A 19,112-nucleotide genomic window follows, 5' to 3' on the forward strand; every position below is an offset into this window, starting at 1 on the left:
GAATTACTCTCCATTGTGTTGTGATGCGCCATCATCCTGCGATGACGCCTGGGTGTGGCCCGGTATCTGGCAGGCACTGGCCTGCGGTACCAGACTGATTTCGACACGGCGGTTGAGCGCACGGCCCTCCGGGGTGTCGTTAGTTGCGATCGGGCGACTTGCGCCATAACCCTGCACCGCAAAACAGCTTTCCGGCACGTCACCGGTGTCACGCATCCAGTCGCGCACCGCTTCGGCACGTTTCTGAGAGAGCGTCTGGTTCAGTTGCGCATTGCCGGTGTTATCGGTGTGACCAGCGACCACAATCAGCCAGCCCGGCTTCGCCTTAACGCCAACCAGTGAGTTCACCAGCATTTTGGTGGACCCGGCTTTCAGCGCCGATTTGCCCGAATCGAACAGCGACATGCTGTCGAGGCGAATGGTTTTCGGACCCTGAATGATTTTCTTAATGACCGGTGGAGGGGGCGGCGGAGGTGCCCAGTCGCTGATGGCAGCCTCAACAGGTGGAACCAGACGCAGCCCCTGATACAGACCCAGGCGATAACGCAGTGGCTCCCCGCGACGCGCCCAGTCGTCCAGCAATGCACCATCGGCTCTGAGGCGCTGCTGTGCACGCAGTTTCGGGGCAACAGGCTTACCCGTCAGCTGGTGATATAACGCAAGGTGATCGCCAACATTGCGAATGAGACGCTGGTTGTTCATCCAGGACGCCAGCATAGCCAGGGCCAGGAAAATCCCGCCCAGTAATCCGGCATAACGCCAGAACACCATTCTGCTGCTGACACCGCGTCTGCGCGGTAACGCCGGCAACAACAGTTCAGGCAGCGGCAATGGCTCAGTGCTCACGACGACGTCCGGTGGCAGCGCAGTCACGGAAGTGATGTGCTGTTGCCAGAGATTTCCCGCAATACCGCTCACCGGCACCATACACATACCCTGCACGCAGGGTTTCATCACCGGCAGTTCGCCCTGTCGTACCGACAGAAGGTCATTCACCGCACTGCTCTGCCAGGCAAGCAGGCTGTCCAGCCACAGGCCCTGACTCAGACGCGAAAGACGCCCGTCTGAGCAGGTCTCCCGGGTCCACTCCGTCAGTGACACATTACCCTGACCTGGCTGATACACCTGAATACCGCTTCGCTGGCTGACCGTGGTAAACCAGACCGGCTCTGCCTCAGCACAGGCCACGGGGGGAGATACCCAGGTCACGGTCCACTGCGGGGGGAGAGTGCCAAATGCCGCACGGCACTGGACGACAGCACGCTGCCAACCCCGAAGATTCTGGGTAAAATCATCGCCGGAGGTGTGCTGTTCAGGTACCACCGCCAGCATGACGGAGATTTGCGACACCAGAGCCGGGCGCACCAGGCTCAGGTGCTGTGCCAGGAGTTGCAGCTGTTCCGCATCCTTCACCCACAGATACCAGCCTTGCCGGGTTTCCCGATGACAGGAACCGGACACAAACAGCGGGGTGTTGTCGCCACAGACGAGGATCACCGCCCCCTGAAAATCTTCCGGTGGCAGGTTCTCATCCACAATTTCCCGGACAGCGGTCGCCCGTGCCTGAGAAGCCTGGCGCTGACGCCAGAACATCACCCCGGACACCAGAACAACCAACAGACTGAGTGCCACACGGCTGCCCGTGGACAATGGCCAGAATCCCAGAATGAGCCACAGCGCCAGTACGGCACCCAGGGCTGTCAACAGACTTCGGTACGCATCCCGCATTGCTTACCCCTGCCTGACGGTCTGGCTTACCAGTTCAGTAAGCGAACACGAAAGGAAGAACCAGAGCACCACCAGGGCGGCGGAGGCCACAACCCAGCTTAGCCAGTACCAGCGACGGCCGCTGTGCAAGCGTGATGCCCGGGAAACAATGGGAGTGTCCTGTGCCAGCGTAAAGGCAGGCACCCGTTCCGCAAGCGCGTGAACAATATCTTCCCGACGCTCGTCATCCTGGGCGCGATACCGACCCACGAACCCCAGTTGCAGGGTCCGATACATACAGGTCAGGACGGCGGCGTCAGGGGCGGTTTCTTTCAGCAGGTCTCGGATCCTTTCCCACAACTCCTCACCGGCATTGAGAGTACCAAAGAAGTGTGCCTGCAGCGGGTCACGCCGCCAGGTCAGATAGCCATCATCGGTGGTTCCCCGGTTCATCACACTCTCATCAAGCAGTGCGCACAGGGCATACACCATATGATCCCGGCTGATGTCGCTGTAACCGGCCTCCGTGAGCGCCCCTTTTGCCTCCTGCACCAGACGGCAGGCCCGACGATAGAGCCCTTCCCCGTCACGGACCTCCTGTCCGCCCCGCAGTTGGCTGACCATCAGCCAGCCGGGGTAGAAAATACGCTCAATTTGACTCATTTCTGATGTATTCATGTGCGTAGCACCGCAAAGAGTTCAAGACTCACATCCCCCAGTGAGCGCGGGGTATAGAAGGTGCAGCTTCCCGCTTCCAGCATCGCCCGCGCCGCCTCACTACTCAGATCCAGCGAGAAATACTGGTTCTCAAGACGTAACGGGATAGCGGCCGGCACATGGGTCAGCGGCTTGATAACCATCCCGCTCAGGGCCACATTCACCACATCAGACACATCTTCAAAGCTGCCCGCTTTACACAACTGCGGGAATTTCTTCTGTAGCTCATGATTCGGCATGGAGGAGCGTACGGAAAGGTAGAAGTCTGCCCCTTCGCGCAGGCGCGCATCGTGCAGGGCACCTTTCCAGATCTGGTCCTGGTGCTCCAGGTGTATACTCACCACCCGTGACGGCAGGCTCGCTTCCAGCAGCTTATCGAGCAGTGCCAGCAGCGGCGGGAATACCCGTTCCGGTGCATCGTGCTGGTATGCAGGAATATCGCCGGCGTCGTGCTCAAGTGAGAAAGTCAGCAGGCTGCCGGCCAGACGGGTCAGTTCGCGGTACAGCAGATCCGGGTGACGCTCAGGCGTCTGAAGCAGTTCAGTTAGCACCGGCTCGGCGCTGTTCAGGGCATTGAGCAACCAGAACAGGGAGACATCCGCAACCGCAAAGTCGGCCATACGCTCATTACTTTCACGGCGCATGGCCATCAGGCGACGGCGACTGGCCTGCAGACGGACCAGCAGGTCACCCAGTTCGGTGGCAAGCCACGGACTGGCAGCAACGGACAGCATTGGCGGGATAAAGGATGGGTCCCGACTCCACTGCCCCTGCGCATTACGCACCAGACGGGCTACCGGACAGGTCAGGTATGCCGTGTTTTCCTGGCTGGACAGACGCAGGGTCAGCGCATGACGCAGGATCGCGAGTTCCCCGCTTTCATGGCCGGCCAGTTCCTGCACCACCATACGCTCAGCTTTCCAGCGACGCGGGCGCTCACTGTCCTGTCCGTTATCGAGGTTGCCACCACTGGCGCTCAGCAGCGGCAATGCGGCAACCACCTCAACAGCCTCAGAGCCGTTTGCGGCAGACAAATCACAGACCGGCGGAATATTATCCGCCAGATCCGTATCAACAATCGTGCCATCCTGGAAACGTACGACCAGACGGATGGCATTCAGGCGCGCGAGCGCCAGTGCAGCATCATCAAATTCTGCCGCAACCACGCCCCAGGGATGAGAAACCCCCATCCGGGCGACCATCTCGGCAACGTATTCACTCCAGCGGGCCTGCTGCTGGAATTGTTGCGGGGCCAGAGCGGCCCCATCCTCCCAAAGTGGGCGGTAAATTTTCATCCCTGATTTCCCCTCGCCTTAGGATTTGGCTTTCGGCATCTGGGAAACCAACGACAGATTGACATCCATCCCTTCCACCTGGAAGTGCGGCACGGCGTACAGCTTCACACGGAAGAAGCCCGGGTTGTCCTCAATATCTTCCACCACCACTTTCGCGTCGCGAAGCGGGTGAGAGGCCTGCAACTCATCGCCCGGATCGGTCATTTCAGTCACCAGACTGCGAACCCAGGTGTTCAGCTCCAACTCCAAAAGACGACGGTCCTTGGTGGTACCGATGTTTTCACGCTGAATCAGCTTCAGGTAATGCGCGATGCGCGACAGCAGAAAGATGTAAGGCAGACGCGCGTTGATGCGGCTGTTTGCCGTCGCATCGGCGGTGTCATACATAGCCGGCTTCTGAGTGGAGTTAGCGCTGAAGAAGCAGCTGTAATCGCGATTTTTGTAGTAGGACAGCGGAATGAAACCGAGGTTGGCGAATTCAAACTCGCGGGTTTCAGGGATCATCACTTCAGATGGGATCTTCACCTGATTGCCAGTACCGAGGTCATAAAGATGGATAGGCAGATCCTGGACGGCACCTCCAGCCTGTGGGCCACGGATTTGCACACACCAGCCGTTGTTGATGAAGCTGCGAACCATGTTAGAAGCGAACGCAAACGAGGCGTTAGTCCACAGGTATTTATCGTGATCGGGTCCTTTCACTTCTTCGACATAATTGAAGCTGCGTACCGGTACAGTGTCCGGGCCATATGGCAGACGACCCAATACGCGCGGCATCACCAGGCCTATGTAGCGCGAGTCATCTGTTTCGCGGAAAGATTTCCACTTAATATATTCAGCGCGATCAAAGTAGTTTCCGATATCTTTGATGGCAGCAACATCTTCCATTGAGTCTTTGTGGAAGAATTTTGGACCCGCTGAACCGATAAATGGCATATGCGCAGCAGCAGAAACTTTAGAGATATTGCGCAGTAGGGCGACATCCTGTGCTGATGCATCAAACTCATATGCAGAAATCAGCGCAGCAAGAGGTTCTCCGCCCGGGGTATCGTACTCATCAATATAAGTCTGTTTATACAGCCCACTTTGGACAATTTCCGGACTGTCTTCGAAATCCTGACGCAAATCCTCTTTGGACATATCAAGTAATTCGATTTTCACGTTCTGACGAAAATCAGTTTTATCTACCAGCGACTTCACACCACGCCACAGACTCTCTACAGCCTGAAACTCTTCATGGTGCATGACTGCATCAAGCTGGCGACTAATCTGGTAGTCCAGCTCAGCGATATGATGGTCAATCAGGTTTTTATCGAGTTTTTCAACTTTTGAGCCCGATTTTGTCAGGCACTCAAGAAATACCTGCATACCGGCCGTTAAACGTTCATCCGCAGTCGCATCCGACATCGCCTGCACATCCTGCCAGATGTCCAGCGCACTCAGCTCAGAGACCGGCTTCAGATTGATTTTTTCAAACAGGGACGCGTAAACACCACCCGAGACAGGGTGTTCAAGCACCACACTCTCGCCACCAGCGGCATTCTCATTTTTTACAGACATCAGCATATTCCTTTATTAATCCGTTAAAACATCGTGACCGTTATGGCTGTTTCGGGGAGAGGGCTGTCAGTTCGGCCCTGAGTTCTGCGCTTAATGCCGGATCCAGCAGAATTTTTTCCAGCTCTTTTCGGAAAGCCTGGTTGTCCAGCAGATTCGCTTTTAAATCACGCAGCAAATTGCGCATGGAAAGCATGGCCTTTAACTGTGGTATTTGCCGGGAGACATGTTCTGGGGAGAAATCCTTCATGCTCTGGAATATCAGATTGACGCTTTCTTCGCTGCCGTCGCCAGCAAGAGTGTTCTTAACGGTAAGATTTACATTTGGGGAATATTCGGAAAGCACAGCATCAAAGTTATTTTTATTCAGATTAACTTTTTTACGCTCTGATATTGGAGCGGACTCCTGACTATTACTGAAATCGCCCGCAACAAGTAATTTCAGAGGAAGTTCGGCTTTCTTGCTTGCTCCGCCAGTGTGCAGATCAAGTTTTAGGTTAATACGTGCCTTTGGCACTTCATTCTGGAAACTGTCAGCCATCTCATCATCCCTCGGTTTATAGCTGTTCACACGTTGAACTTTACAGCTCTTTATACTCGATAACGGGATAATGATCGAATTAATATCAAATTAACCGATCATTAGTCCGAAATAAGAAATTACTTAAGAATTTTCTGCTAGTGACGAATGGTGAATATTGCTGACAAGCTAGCAAAAGCAACCACCAGAAATGCCATTAGCAATTATTTATGTCGGTGAAGTTAAAAAATCCGAGCAATTTATTACGAAGTCGCATTAATTTGATTTAAATCAATATAAATTAATTAGGTACGCCAAATGGATTTTCAAAGATATAGATTAAGAGCGGCATGAGATAAAAAGAAATGTCCGGGAAACTGAATTCATGATCGTTAAGCCAACGATAATTTCCTCACACCGTATTCCACAGGAAGATGTACGGGTATCGGTCCAGGAAGCCTGTTAGCCATGACCTTGCTTTATATAAGCGACATAATAATAGTGATGGAGAAAGCGTAAGAAATATCGTCGGGTTATGTCTCGTTAAAATACTGGAGAGCTAATAGGCTCAAGCTGGAAGTGTCCGAGGTTAGGCAATTGCCAATAGTCAATATTTCACGCGATGCAATCCGTTTTCCCGCATCCGATAACCTATAACTTTCTTATCCGCAGCGCATCTGTCTAGTTTGCCATAACATTACTCGAGCCCTGCGATTTAAGCTGCTCAATTGCATAAATCCTGGCCTGTCCATGATCCATAGATTCATCATCCAAACATCTTTCCACCCATCACGGCGCTTTCCACGACTCCACACAATTTCGCCCGCGTCGTTTCGCGCCATACAGCGCTTCATCCGCCGCCTGAATCAGACATTCGTAATCAGGGTGCCCGTTGAACATCGCCGCGCCAATGAAAAGAGAAAGCGGGATAGTCTCGCCCGTGGTGCGTTTACCTTAATTTTCTCCACGCGCCGGCGGATCCGCTCGACAAAGCGTATCGGCCTCGGTTATCTCGGTCAGCACAATGAGGAATTCGTCGCGGCCATAGCGAAAAACGTAATCGCAGGTGCGGACGTTAACGTAAAACGCACCCACCACTTTGCGCTGTATCTCATCCCCCGTGTTGTGCCCCCAGGTACCATTGATTTGCTTGAACTTATCAACATCGATAAGCAGCGTTGACAGGAGTGTACCGGCGCGGCTGGCGAATTTCATAAAATGTCTGGTCAAACTTCTGGATCAGGCGGGAGATATGGCCCGCCTCAGCAATTCCTCTGAAGTAATGGCGTCCTTTGTGGCTAAACCATAGCCCGAAGTCAGACCGCCCGACATCAATAAGCCAGAGGCTAAGTGCTTCACGCAGCTGTTTTTCAACTTGATCTGTGATTAAAAACTCAGCGACGTTAGGATCTGCCAGAACAATGCTATAGAACTCCCTGCTAAATATTAACGCGTGTTCACTGGCTATGTCCGTTGCAAGCTGATGTAGCCGAGGGTCAGTGTCATTAATAAGCTGGATCCACTCATACCTCACTATTTGCAGATAAGTTTCCATATTCCTGGCCTCTCAGGGTAAGTCGTGACCGAAATCCGCTATCGCAGTAGCACTCAGGTATGTTTTGATAATTAGACAGGAATACCTTCCCCACCAATATCTCCTTCACTTACACTCTTCAGCACTTTCCAGACTCTGTTACTGAACTCACCTCAGGCGACTTAAATGAAACAAATCACCGTCAGCGATTTGAAGCAACAAAGTGAAGCGGCTGCAAACTCCATCCGCTTACGTGCCCACCGCAATTTTCATCCGGAGCTGAGCGACCCCGTACAGCGTCTGGCCATTGCGATGGAGCCAGGCACTTACGTGCGTCCTCATCGTCACCCGCATACCTTTGAGCTGCTGATTCCACTCAGCGGGCGGTTTCTGGTGCTGAATTTTGACGACAACGGAAACGTCACGCGCCGCGTGGTTTTAGGCGAAGAGTGCATGGCACTGGAGATGGAAGCCGGTACCTGGCACGCAGTGCTGTCGCTGGATAATGGCGGAGTGATCTTTGAAGTCAAACACGGTGGCTATCAGCCGGTTGCCGCTGAGGATTTCGCCGCCTGGGGCCCCGCAGAAGGCGAAGCCGGAACGGCGGAACTGATGGAATGGTATAAGCACGTACAGCCCGGTGCGAACGCGTTTAACCAATAATCCCGCAACAAGAAATAGCCCGCATGAATCTGAAAGTTATGTTACTGCGGGCTATTTTATGAACAAAAAATGCGCCCCTTGCCCAGTCAAATCAAGCACGTCCAGATTTGCCGCTTTTTTAATCAAAAACGATCAATAGCACATATCGTATAAGGGTGCTACATTACGCCGCCAGCCAACATCGGCAGTGGACAGGTGACGCCGTAAAGATCGGTAAAGCCTGCAACCATCACCTCAATATATGGTCTTATAGGCACGACGTATCGCGATGTCTGCGCTACCTTTACTGGCTTCACATAGGTTTCACTATTTTGTCTCAATCCAAATTCGAACGCGCGTTTTTACACCCGCGTTACTGGTTTACATGGTTTGGTCTTGGCGTCCTCTGGCTGTTGGTTCAACTTCCTTATCCGGTACTTCGTTTACTGGGTTCGAAACTGGGCAGCGCATCACGTCACTTCCTTAAGCGCCGTGAATCCATCGCCCGCAAAAATATTGAGCTGTGTTTCCCTCAGTACAATGCGCACGAACGCGAAAAACTGATTTCCGAAAACTTCAAATCCATTGGTATGGCGTTGCTCGAAACGGGTATGGCCTGGTTCTGGCCCGACGAGCGTGTCCGCAAATGGTTTGACGTTGAAGGTCTGGAAAACCTGAAGCGCGCGCAGGCGCAGAACCGTGGCGTAATGGTGGTTGGTGTGCACTTTATGTCACTGGAGTTGGGTGGCCGCGTAATGGGTCTTTGCCAGCCGATGATGGCAACCTACCGTCCGCACAACAACCCGCTGATGGAGTGGGTACAAACTCGCGGACGTATGCGTTCCAACAAAGCGATGATCAGCCGTAATAACCTGCGTGGTATGGTTGGCGCACTGAAAAAAGGCGAAGCCGTCTGGTTTGCTCCCGATCAGGATTACGGGCGCAAAGGCAGCAGCTTTGCACCATTCTTTGCGGTTAAAAACGTAGCGACTACCAACGGTACGTTCGTGATTTCACGTTTGTCAGGCTCCGCCATGTTGACCGTGACGATGGTGAGAAAAGCGGATAAGTCGGGCTATCGTCTGCACATTTCCCCGGAAATGGCTAACTACCCGGAAAACGAATGCGAAGCCGCTGTGTTTATCAACAAAGTGATCGAAAAAGAGATCATGCGTGCGCCTGAGCAATATCTCTGGATGCACCGCCGCTTCAAAACCCGCCCGCTTGGCGAATCTTCGCTCTATATCTAAGCCCTTTTTGAAGGTTAGTTTCGCTAAGAAACTAACCTTTTCAATCACCTGTAATTACCCTGAGTAACTGTTTTTTTCTTACGTCGCTCAACGGGAATTTATTGCGTGTTGAAATCAAACTGTCGCCGTTCCACGACACTCGTAAGTGTCGGAAATTATTTAAAAAAACCCCTCTTGTCACCCCCCATATTTAGGCGTACATTAGCGCCGTCTGGCAACAGGAAGGCGCAGAATTCTGAGCTGAAGTTAGCGGCTTTGTGAGCAGCCCAATTTCAGTTCTCTAACATCAGGTGGACTCTGTTTTTCAATGCGTACCATAAGATACGCGGAGCGATGAAACGTGAAATATTTCTTTATGGGCATTTCGGTGATTGTTTTAGTCTGGGCCGGAACCTTTGCTCTCATGATCTAGCAAAGTTAATGCAGTCAAAAAAAACAGGAGCCATTGGCTCCTGTTTTTTTATGTCATGACAACGCGGCTTACTCGCTGCCGCCCTTCGATGTCAGCAGCCCATCAGCACGGAACATGCTCTTAATCCCTCTCACCGCCTGGCGAATACGATCGCTGTTTTCGATCAGTGCAAAACGCACGTGGGTATCACCATAATCACCAAAGCCGACGCCCGGGGAAACACAGACTTTCGCGTCGTGTAGCATCTTTTTAGCAAACTCCAGCGATCCCATCGCCGCATACGGCTCAGGGATCTTCGCCCAGACATACATTGATGCCTTCGGCATTTCTACCATCCACCCCGCCTCATGCAGGCCTTTGACCAGCACATCGCGGCGGCGTTTATACTGCGCGGCAATGTCTTTCACACACTGCTGGTCGCCTTCCAGCGCGGCAATTGCCGCCACCTGCAACGGGGTAAAAGTACCGTAGTCGTGGTAGCTCTTAATGCGGGCCAGGGCACTCACCAGCGTTTTGTTACCGACCATAAAGCCAATACGCCAGCCGGCCATATTGTAGCTTTTGGAAAGAGTGAAGAACTCGACTGCCACATCGCGCGCACCAGGCACCTGCATAATTGAAGGTGCTTTCCAGCCATCATACACAATATCGGCATAGGCTAAATCGTGAACCACCAGCACGTCGTAACGTTTTGCCAGGGCGACCACTTTCTCAAAGAACTCAAGTTCAACGCACTGCGCCGTTGGGTTTGACGGGAAACCGAGGATCATCATCTTCGGTTTTGGGTAGCTTTCGCGGATAGCGCGTTCGAGTTCATTGAAAAAGTCTACGCCTTCCACCAGCGGCACAGAGCGAACCTGCGCGCCGGCAATCACGGCCCCGTAAATATGAATGGGATAGCTCGGATTTGGCACCAGAACGGTATCACCGTGATCCAGCGTTGCCAGCATCAGGTGCGCCAGCCCCTCTTTTGAACCGATGGTCACAATGGCCTCGCTTTCAGGATCGATATCGACCTGATAGCGATCCTGATACCAGCGGGAGATCGCACGACGTAAACGAGGAATACCGCGGGAAGTCGAGTAGCCATGCGTATCAGGACGCTGGGCAACCGTACATAATTTCTCGACAATATGCGGTGGTGTAGGGCCGTCAGGATTACCCATGCTGAAATCGATAATGTCTTCGCCACGCCGACGCGCAGCCATTTTCAGTTCAGCAGTGATATTGAAAACATAAGGGGGTAAACGATCGATACGCGTAAAACGGCGTTCAGGACTGGAGTCAGCCATAGGTTCCTCAGATTCACGTTAGCGCCCGGACCGTCCGAGCGACGCTGCCACGTATGTGGCGTGCTTAGAAAATAACCTGAAAAAAAACGTGCTGTCGAGAGGGAAAATAAAAAAAATATTTCGCGATAAAACGGGAATGCTGCTGCGCATAAAAGCGGAACAGCAAAGTCTAAATACGCATTTTTAATACCTGTTATTTAACACAATGATATCAAATACGTTACCTTAACTCTGCCGCGTGCGATAAACCCGGCACGATTCAGGAACACTCTCATAATCCCCTTTGGAAATTATGGTTTTTCCTCATTTGATAAAGCAGATGGATAGCTGGTCATTAGGTGCCAGGTTTTTTATCATAGCTTTTTCCCGATTTCCCAGGTTCACCCGTGCACGAAATATTCGATATGCTCCTGGCGGTTTTTGACCGCGCGGCATTAATGCTGATCTGCCTGTTTTTCCTGATCCGCATTCGCTTGTTCCGCGAGCTTTTACATAAATCCGCCCACTCGCCCAAAGAGCTGCTGGCCGTCACAGCCATCTTCTCGATGTTCGCCCTGTTCAGCACCTGGTCCGGCGTCCCGGTTGAAGGCTCACTGGTGAACGTGCGCATCATCGCCGTCATGTCCGGCGGGATCTTATTTGGCCCGTGGGTGGGGATTATCACAGGCCTCATCGCAGGGACACATCGTTACCTGATTGATATTGGCGGCGTCACCGCCATTCCCTGCTTTATCACCAGTATTATCGCCGGGGTGCTTTCCGGCTGTATCAACCGCAAAATACCGAAAAAGCAGCACTGGCGCGCAGGGATCATCGCCGGTATGGCGTGTGAAACACTGACCATGATCCTGGTGGTGGCCTGGGCGCCCACCACGGATCTTGGGCTGGATATTGTCTCGAAAATTGGTATTCCGATGATTCTGGGCAGCGTCTGCATCGGCTTTATCGTGCTGCTGGTGCAGAGCGTTGAAGGTGAGAAAGAGGCCAGCGCGGCGCGCCAGGCTAAGCTGGCGCTCGATATTGCCAACAAAACGCTGCCACTGTTCCGCCATGTCAATGCCGAGTCACTGCGTCAGGTCTGCGATATTATCCGCCGCGATATTCACGCCGATGCCGTTGCGATCACCAATATCGATCATGTGCTGGCTTACGTAGGTGTGGGCGAGCATAACTATCGCGATAACGATGACACCGTTAGTCCTACCACACGACAGGCGATTAATTACGGGAAAATCATTATTAAAAACAATGATGAAGCCTACAGAACCCCTGAAATTCACTCCATGCTGGTGATCCCGCTGTGGGAGAAAGGTGTGGTGACCGGCACGCTGAAAATTTACTACTGCCATGCGCACCAGATAACCTCGTCGCTTCAGGAAATGGCTATCGGCCTGTCGCAAATCATTTCGACCCAGCTTGAAGTCTCTCGCGCCGAGCAACTGCGCGAAATGGCAAATAAGGCAGAGTTGCGCGCGCTGCAAAGTAAAATTAATCCCCATTTCCTGTTTAACGCGCTGAACGCAATTTCTTCATCCATCCGGCTGAATCCAGACACCGCGCGCCAGCTGATTTTCAATCTGTCACGCTATCTGCGCTACAACATCGAACTGAAGGACGATGAGCAGATAGACATCAAAAAAGAGCTGTATCAAATTAAAGACTACATCGCCATTGAGCAGGCACGCTTTGGTGACAAGCTGACGGTCATCTACGATATCGATGAAGAGGTTAACTGTGTGATCCCAAGCCTGTTGATTCAGCCACTGGTCGAAAACGCCATTGTCCACGGTATCCAGCCGCGCAAAGGCAAAGGCGTGGTGACAATTAGCGTGGCCGAGAGCGGAAATCGCGTCCGCATTTCGGTTCGCGATACCGGCCACGGCATCGATCCCAAAGTCATTGAGCGCGTTAAGTCCAACGAAATGCCCGGTAATAAGATTGGGTTACTGAACGTGCATCACCGCGTCAAACTGCTGTATGGCGATGGGCTGCACATTCACCGTCTTGAGCCTGGCACTGAAATCGCTTTTTACGTCCCGAATGAACGCTCACCCGTTCATGCGCCGACATCCCTGTTGCCGTAGGCAGGAGTAACGCATGAAAGTCATCATCGTAGAAGATGAATTTCTGGCTCAACAAGAGCTGAGCTGGCTGATTAAAACCCACAGCCAGATGGAGATCGTGGGCACCTTTGAAGATGGCCTCGACGTACTGAAATTTTTGCAGCACAACCGGGTCGACGCGATTTTTCTGGATATCAACATCCCTTCGCTGGACGGCGTGTTGCTGGCGCAGAACATCAATCAATTCGCCCATAAGCCGTTTATTGTGTTTGTCACCGCCTGGAAAGAGCACGCTGTAGAAGCCTTTGAACTGGAAGCGTTTGACTACATTCTCAAACCTTACCAGGAGTCACGAATTGTGAGTATGTTGCAAAAGCTGGAAGCAGCATGGCAGCAGCAGGCAGCACCCGTGAACACAAGCCCGGCAACGCGTGAAAATGACACCATTAATCTGGTCAAGGATGAGCGGATAATCGTGACGCCGATAGACGATATCTACTATGCCGAAGCGCATGAGAAGATGACGTTTGTCTATACCCGGCGCGAATCGTACGTGATGGCGATGAACATCACCGAGTTTTGCAGCAAACTGCCGGCCGCGCACTTTTTCCGCTGCCACCGTTCGTTTTGCGTGAATTTAAATAAGATCCGCGAGATCGAACCCTGGTTTAACAACACCTATATTTTGCGTCTGAAAGATCTCGATTTTCAGGTGCCGGTGAGCCGCAGCAAAGTGAAAGAGTTTCGCCAGCTCATGCACCTGTAAGGGCTGTCCCCTCTCCCGCCGGAGAGGGGAACACGACTCAGAGCACCTGGCCGAGAACCTGACGCAAATGCGCGCCAGAACCCAGCAGGCCTGGGTTATTGTGCACAATCAGGTACACCGGAATGTCCTGAACGTAGCTTCTGAAACGACCTTTGTCTTCAAACCCACCGCGGAAGCCAGAGGCTTTAAAGAAATCGAGGAAGCGCGGCACGATGCCGCCCGCAATGTACACGCCGCCGAAGGTGCTGAGATTCAGCGCCAGGTTGCCACCAAAACGCCCCATGATGACGCAGAACAGCGACAGCGCACGACGACAGTCGATGCAGGTGTCTGCCAGCGCGCGTTCGGTGACATCTTTCGGTTGCAGGTTTTCAGGCAGACGACCGTCAGACTTCACAATCGCACGATAGAGATTCACAAGCCCGGGACCAGAAAGCACACGCTCAGCGGAGACATGACCAATCTCAGCACGCAGTTCTTCGAGAATAATGCCCTCTTCTTCGCTGTTTGGCGCAAAATCAACGTGACCGCCCTCGCCCGGCAGGCTGACCCAGCGCTTATCAACGTGCACCAGATGCGACACACCCAGACCGGTTCCTGCGCCATAGACGGCAATCGGTTTACCTTCGACTGGGGCGGTGCCACCGAACTGAATCAGGTGTTCTGGCTTTAACATCGGGATCGCCATCGAAACCGCAGTGAAATCATTAATGATTTCAAGATGTGAAAAACCGAGGTTCTTTTTCATTTCTGCGATAGAGAATGCCCAGGTATGGTTGGTCATTGCCACCCAGTCGCCAGTAATCGGGCAGGCAATGGCAATACAACCATCCTCAACGCTTATCTTATGCTCATCAAGATAGACGCGTACCACGGCCTCAAGGCTTGGATAATCCAGCCCTGAATAGGTCTTCGCCTGAGAAATCTCACCGGTGTTTACATCGCAGAGTGCAAGACGTGCGTTGGTCCCACCCACATCACCTACTAAAGCATACTTTGTCATTCTTCTACTGCTCCGCTAAAGTCAGAATAAATCTTTGGGACACTGTAAATTCAAGGCTGAATAACAACAACGACCTGAAGGCAGCCGCCCCAGGATTATCGATCTTCGTCACAGAATAACTTTACCGTTTCAGCATCTTTTGCACTATTGCCACAAAGTTGATTGTGCAAAGTAACACCATACGTTTTGTACAAGGAAATCATCATGCTCCACCCGCGAGCCAGAACCATGCTGCTATTGGCTATCCCGGCGCTCATCATTGGTATTGCCTCAAGCCTTGTGCTCATCGTCGTGATGAAGGTCGCGTCGGTGCTGCAAACGATGTTATGGACTGCTATTCCGGCAAAATTCGGCATCAGCTTCGATTCCCCCATGTGGATAGTTGTGATGTTGACGCTGACCGGTATTGCTGTAGGCCTGGTGATTCGGTTTAGCCCAGGTCATGCGGGGCCTGACCCGGCTCTGGAGCCGTTAATTAGCGCGCCAGTCAACCCATCGGCGCTACCGGGGCTAATCATTGCGCTGATTATTGGCCTTGCGGGTGGCGTTAGCCTGGGGCCGGAACATCCCATTATGGCGGTGAATATCGCTCTGGCGGTGTTTCTTGGCTCGCGTATCCTTCCTCGCGTTGGCGTGCTGGACTGGACGATCCTAGCCTCCGCAGGCACCATTGGCGCGTTGTTTGGTACTCCCGTTGCCGCTGCGCTGATTTTTTCTCAGACGCTCAGTGGCAATAGCGATGTGCCCCTCTGGGACAGACTCTTTGCCCCATTGATGGCCGCCGCCGCAGGCGCGTTAACCACCAGCCTGTTTTACCACCCGCATTTTTCACTCTCGTTGCCCCACTACGGGCAAATGCAGATTGCCGATATTTTCAGTGGCGCCATCGTGGTTGCCATTGCCATTGCACTGGGGATGGTTGCAGTGTGGTGCCTTCCACGCCTGCATCGCCTGATGCATAAACTTAAACATCCGGTGCTGATGCTGGGTGTCGGCGGTCTTATTCTTGGCATTCTTGGCGCTATCGGCGGACCGGTAACGCTGTTTAAAGGCCTGGATGAGATGCAGCAGCTGGCCTTCAGTCAGGTGTTTAGCGTGTCAGATTATCTGCTGTTTGCGCTGGTGAAACTGGCCGCGCTGGTTGTGGCGGCAGCGTGTGGTTTTCGTGGCGGGCGTATCTTCCCGGCGGTATTTGTCGGCGTGGCGCTGGGGCTGATGCTGCACGAGCACGTGGATGCTGTTCCGGCGGCGATTACGGTGTCGTGTTCTATTCTGGGGCTGGTTCTGGTTGTGACGCGCGATGCATGGCTCAGCCTGTTTATGGCCGCCGTGGTGGTGCCGGACGCCACGCTTATCCCGCTGTTATGTATTGTGATGTTGCCCGCCTGGCTCCTGCTGGCGGGCAAACCGATGATGATGGCCTGGCGAAACGACAAATAATCAGGCTCTGTTGCGCGCCTCCAGGGCCTTAGTAATTGCACCAAGCAGCGGCGGGATATCGGCTTTCGGTAGCATGACCTCAATCAGCGAAAGCCGCTCGTGGTGCGCCACTTTTTCCAACACGTCCGCCAGTTGTTCAACCTCGCTCACTCTCCAGCACTCGGCCTGCGGATTCAGGCTGAGTGCCTGCGGGATCTGCGTCCAGTTCCACAAGGCAATATCGTTGTACCGCTGCTCTGGCCCGTGGATCGCCCTTTCCACCGTATAGCCTTCGTTGTTTAACACCAGAATGATGGGCCGCTGTTTATCGCGCAGCATAGAGCCCATCTCCTGAATGGTCAGTTGTGCGGCACCATCACCCGTAAGCACAATCACGCGGCGCTGAGGGCACGCCGTCTGAGCACCAAATGCGGCGGCCAGCGTGTATCCAATCGATCCCCAGAGTGGCTGAACGATAAAATTCACCTCAGAAGGTAAGCGCAACGAGAATGCACCAAAGGCAGAGGTCCCCTGGTCGGCCAGGATGATGTCACCGGGCCGGATAAAGGTTTGCAGCGTGCTCCAGAAACTTTCCTGGTTCAGTTCACTGCTCTGCGCCGTTGGTGAAAATGAATGATGAATAGCAGGCGCAACCGGCCCGGTAATGTGCTGTTTGCAAAGCTCGGCCAGCGTTTCTATCGCCTGGATCATCGGAATACCGGTAAACCAGATATCCCCCACGCGTGAAGCATGAGGCTGAACTTCGATGGTTTGCGCCGGGGTAAGCTGATGCGTAAATCCGGCGGTCAGCGTATCGGTAAAACGCGTGCCGATGCACAAGACCGTATCCGCGCCTTCAATGGCCTCTTTCGCGGCATCAGCACTTGCCGACCCGCTGTACGTACCGTAAAAGCCCGGCTGGCGCTCGTCAAAAATCCCCTTGCCCATCAGCATGGTTGCGTGCGCCATCGGTACCTCTTTCACCCACTTCTGAAGCGAGTGCTTCAGCCCGTGGCGCAGGACCAGAAAATCTGCCAGCAGAGCCGTTCGTTTGCTGCAGGCAAGCCGGTTCTGGGCAGCCTCACGAAACGCTTTAAGACAGCCATTATCCGCATGAGCAGGCTTAAACGTGAGAGCGGTTACAGGCGGGGTGGCCGCTTTTTTTGCCACATCAGCGGGTAACATCAGATAGCCAGGACGGCGTTCACGCATCATCGTGGTGAGTACCCGGTCTATTTCGTAACAGGCATTTTGTTCGGTAAGGATCGCCTGGGCGACAGTGACAGGCTCACTCATATGGTAAAAATGACGGAAGTCTCCATCACCCAGAGTGTGATGTAACAACTCACCTCGTTGCTGAGAAGCCATGCCAGGCGCACCCACAATGTGCAACACCGGAACATACTCAGCAAAGCTGCCAGCAATGCCGTTCATGGCACTTAACTCGCCGACGCCAAACGTCGTCAGCAGCGCGGCAAAGCCCTTACATCGGGCATAGCCGTCAGCGGCGTAAGATGCATTCAGCTCATTTGCACAGCCCACCCAACAGATATCCGGGCTGTCTATCACGTGGTCGAGAAACTGCAAATTATAGTCGCCTGGCACGCCAAACAGATGATCGGCTCCACAATCTGTTAGACGGTCCAGCAGGTAATCGGCGACGCAGTATGGGGTACGCATGACAGGTATCCTTCTTATGTTGACCTCACTTTGAGTATTAAAGAAGCGTGATGGCTGTCCAGAATTGGCAATAAGATGGGCATGGAAAGAATGCTTTACAAAAAAGGCTGCGTTATGCTCTTTTTCTTCATGCGAGTGTAAACGTATACACTCGTTTTTCTTTTCAGCGCCAGGGGTCACGAGAATGGGTTATCAGCCTGACAAAAATCGTTATCAGACAATGCAGTACCGCCGTTGCTGCCAGACAGGGCTTAAGTTACCGGCCATCTCTCTGGGGCTTTGGCATAACTTTGGTGATACCACGCTCATTGAAAACAGCCGTCAACTTTTACAGCGGGCTTTCGATTTGGGTATCACCCATTTTGATCTGGCCAACAACTACGGCCCACCTCCAGGCTCAGCCGAGCGCAATTTCGGGCGTATTTTGCAGGAAGATTTTCTGCCCTGGCGTGACGAGTTAATAATTTCCACCAAAGCAGGCTACACCATGTGGGACGGCCCTTACGGCGACTGGGGCTCACGCAAATATCTGATTTCAAGTCTGGAACAGAGCCTGAAGCGTATGGGGCTTGAATATGTCGATATCTTCTATCACCACCGCCCAGATCCTGAAACGCCACTTCAGGAGACAATGAAAGCACTTGATCACGTGGTGCGTCAGGGGAAAGCACTGTACGTTGGTTTATCGAACTATCCGGCGGAACTGGCGCGTAAAGCGATCGATATTCTTAACGATCTCGGTACGCCTTGTGTTATCCACCAGCCTAAATACTCCATGTTTGAGCGCGCGCCGGAAGAGGGATTACTGGACGTCCTGAAAGAGAAAGGTGTCGGGTGTATTCCCTTCTCGCCGCTGGCAGGTGGCCAACTGACTAACCGCTATCTGCACGGAATTCCACAGGATTCACGCGCGGCGAGCGGCAGTAAGTTCCTTAACCCCGACCAGTTAACCGAAGAAAAACGGTTAAAGGTCGTCGCGCTGAACACGCTGGCGGAAAAGCGCGGCCAGAAACTCTCGCAAATGGCACTGGCGTGGGTATTGCGCCACGATGCGGTAACGTCCGTACTGATTGGCGCGAGTAAAACGTCGCAAATTGATGATGCGGTCGGGATGCTCGAGAATCGTCATTTCTCCCCACAAGAGCTGACCACCATCGACGATATTCTGAACCGGTCAAATTAAAACCATTTTTAGCAAAACGTGCTCTTATTTGTGATTTAGGAGTTGAGGCGATGAAACGGGGCTTTACCGCCC

At 53.0% G+C, this 19,112-nt stretch carries 15 protein-coding genes and 1 pseudogene; 7 read left to right on the forward strand and 9 right to left on the reverse strand.

The genetic code is table 11. The features are described from left to right. Nucleotides 1-3 precede the first annotated feature (3 nt). The 6 genes and pseudogenes from ACT9TW_RS21675 to ACT9TW_RS21700 all read right to left on the reverse strand — a co-directional run bounded on the left by ACT9TW_RS21675 (nt 4) and on the right by ACT9TW_RS21700 (nt 7,351). Entirely contained in the window at nt 4-1,728 is a 1,725-nt protein-coding gene (locus tag ACT9TW_RS21675; protein ID WP_446493664.1) for an OmpA family protein, read from the reverse strand. 3 nt (nt 1,729-1,731) lie between these two features. Next, nucleotides 1,732-2,385 (reverse strand): type VI secretion system protein TssL, short form, encoded by a 654-nt coding sequence (gene tssL, locus ACT9TW_RS21680; protein ID WP_446493665.1) that lies wholly within the window; start codon nt 2,383-2,385, stop codon nt 1,732-1,734. Continuing rightward, the gene (gene tssK / locus ACT9TW_RS21685; protein WP_446493666.1) at nt 2,382-3,719 is read right to left on the reverse strand and encodes a type VI secretion system baseplate subunit TssK; all 1,338 of its coding nucleotides are present in this window, start codon (nt 3,717-3,719) and stop codon (nt 2,382-2,384) included. The genes tssL and tssK overlap by 4 nt, the downstream gene beginning before the upstream one ends. 18 nt (nt 3,720-3,737) lie before the next feature. Beyond that, the gene (gene tssC / locus ACT9TW_RS21690; RefSeq protein ID WP_446493667.1) at nt 3,738-5,285 is read right to left on the reverse strand and encodes a type VI secretion system contractile sheath large subunit; all 1,548 of its coding nucleotides are present in this window, start codon (nt 5,283-5,285) and stop codon (nt 3,738-3,740) included. A 34-nt stretch (nt 5,286-5,319) separates the two neighbouring features. Next, nucleotides 5,320-5,817 carry a type VI secretion system contractile sheath small subunit gene (gene tssB / locus ACT9TW_RS21695; protein WP_446493668.1) on the reverse strand — a complete coding sequence of 166 codons (498 nt, stop codon included), beginning with the start codon at nt 5,815-5,817 and terminating at the stop codon, nt 5,320-5,322. A gap of 768 nt (nt 5,818-6,585) precedes the next feature. After that, a pseudogene (locus ACT9TW_RS21700) lies at nt 6,586-7,351 on the reverse strand (diguanylate cyclase). 165 nt (nt 7,352-7,516) lie between these two features. Here ACT9TW_RS21700 and ACT9TW_RS21705 point away from each other — a divergent pair. From ACT9TW_RS21705 to ypdK, 3 genes are all read left to right on the forward strand, one after another. Then, nucleotides 7,517-7,993 (forward strand): WbuC family cupin fold metalloprotein, encoded by a 477-nt coding sequence (locus ACT9TW_RS21705; protein ID WP_446493669.1) that lies wholly within the window; start codon nt 7,517-7,519, stop codon nt 7,991-7,993. 308 nt (nt 7,994-8,301) lie between these two features. After that, entirely contained in the window at nt 8,302-9,222 is a 921-nt protein-coding gene (gene lpxP, locus ACT9TW_RS21710; protein ID WP_182063443.1) for a kdo(2)-lipid IV(A) palmitoleoyltransferase, read from the forward strand. 340 nt (nt 9,223-9,562) lie between these two features. After that, nucleotides 9,563-9,634 (forward strand): membrane protein YpdK, encoded by a 72-nt coding sequence (gene ypdK / locus ACT9TW_RS21715; protein ID WP_099458937.1) that lies wholly within the window; start codon nt 9,563-9,565, stop codon nt 9,632-9,634. A 68-nt stretch (nt 9,635-9,702) separates the two neighbouring features. Here the strand turns inward: ypdK and alaC are convergent, their stop codons facing one another. Further along, on the reverse strand, nt 9,703-10,926 hold the full coding sequence (gene alaC / locus ACT9TW_RS21720; protein WP_182061918.1) for an alanine transaminase: 1,224 nt from the start codon (nt 10,924-10,926) through the stop codon (nt 9,703-9,705). 386 nt (nt 10,927-11,312) lie between these two features. Between alaC and ACT9TW_RS21725 the strand changes: the two genes are divergently transcribed. Then, nucleotides 11,313-13,010 carry a sensor histidine kinase gene (locus ACT9TW_RS21725; protein ID WP_182061919.1) on the forward strand — a complete coding sequence of 566 codons (1,698 nt, stop codon included), beginning with the start codon at nt 11,313-11,315 and terminating at the stop codon, nt 13,008-13,010. A gap of 13 nt (nt 13,011-13,023) precedes the next feature. Then, complete coding sequence (locus ACT9TW_RS21730) at nt 13,024-13,755, forward strand: LytR/AlgR family response regulator transcription factor (RefSeq protein WP_166716470.1); 732 nt, start codon at nt 13,024-13,026, stop codon at nt 13,753-13,755. Between the two features lie 37 nt (nt 13,756-13,792). On the opposite strand, the gene glk is transcribed toward ACT9TW_RS21730, so the two are convergent. Next, on the reverse strand, nt 13,793-14,758 hold the full coding sequence (gene glk, locus ACT9TW_RS21735; protein ID WP_182061920.1) for a glucokinase: 966 nt from the start codon (nt 14,756-14,758) through the stop codon (nt 13,793-13,795). Nucleotides 14,759-14,962: 204 nt separating this feature from the next. Between glk and ACT9TW_RS21740 the strand changes: the two genes are divergently transcribed. Continuing rightward, on the forward strand, nt 14,963-16,198 hold the full coding sequence (locus ACT9TW_RS21740; protein WP_446493670.1) for an ion channel protein: 1,236 nt from the start codon (nt 14,963-14,965) through the stop codon (nt 16,196-16,198). Here ACT9TW_RS21740 and ipdC read toward each other — a convergent pair whose 3' ends face one another. Beyond that, entirely contained in the window at nt 16,199-17,857 is a 1,659-nt protein-coding gene (gene ipdC / locus ACT9TW_RS21745) for an indolepyruvate decarboxylase (protein ID WP_446493671.1), read from the reverse strand. A 184-nt stretch (nt 17,858-18,041) separates the two neighbouring features. Here ipdC and ACT9TW_RS21750 point away from each other — a divergent pair, with 184 nt between their 5' ends. Next, nucleotides 18,042-19,040 (forward strand): aldo/keto reductase, encoded by a 999-nt coding sequence (locus ACT9TW_RS21750; RefSeq protein ID WP_446493672.1) that lies wholly within the window; start codon nt 18,042-18,044, stop codon nt 19,038-19,040. The last annotated feature ends 72 nt before the right edge of the window (nt 19,041-19,112 follow it).

The organism is Enterobacter sp. C4G1 (assembly GCF_052886895.1).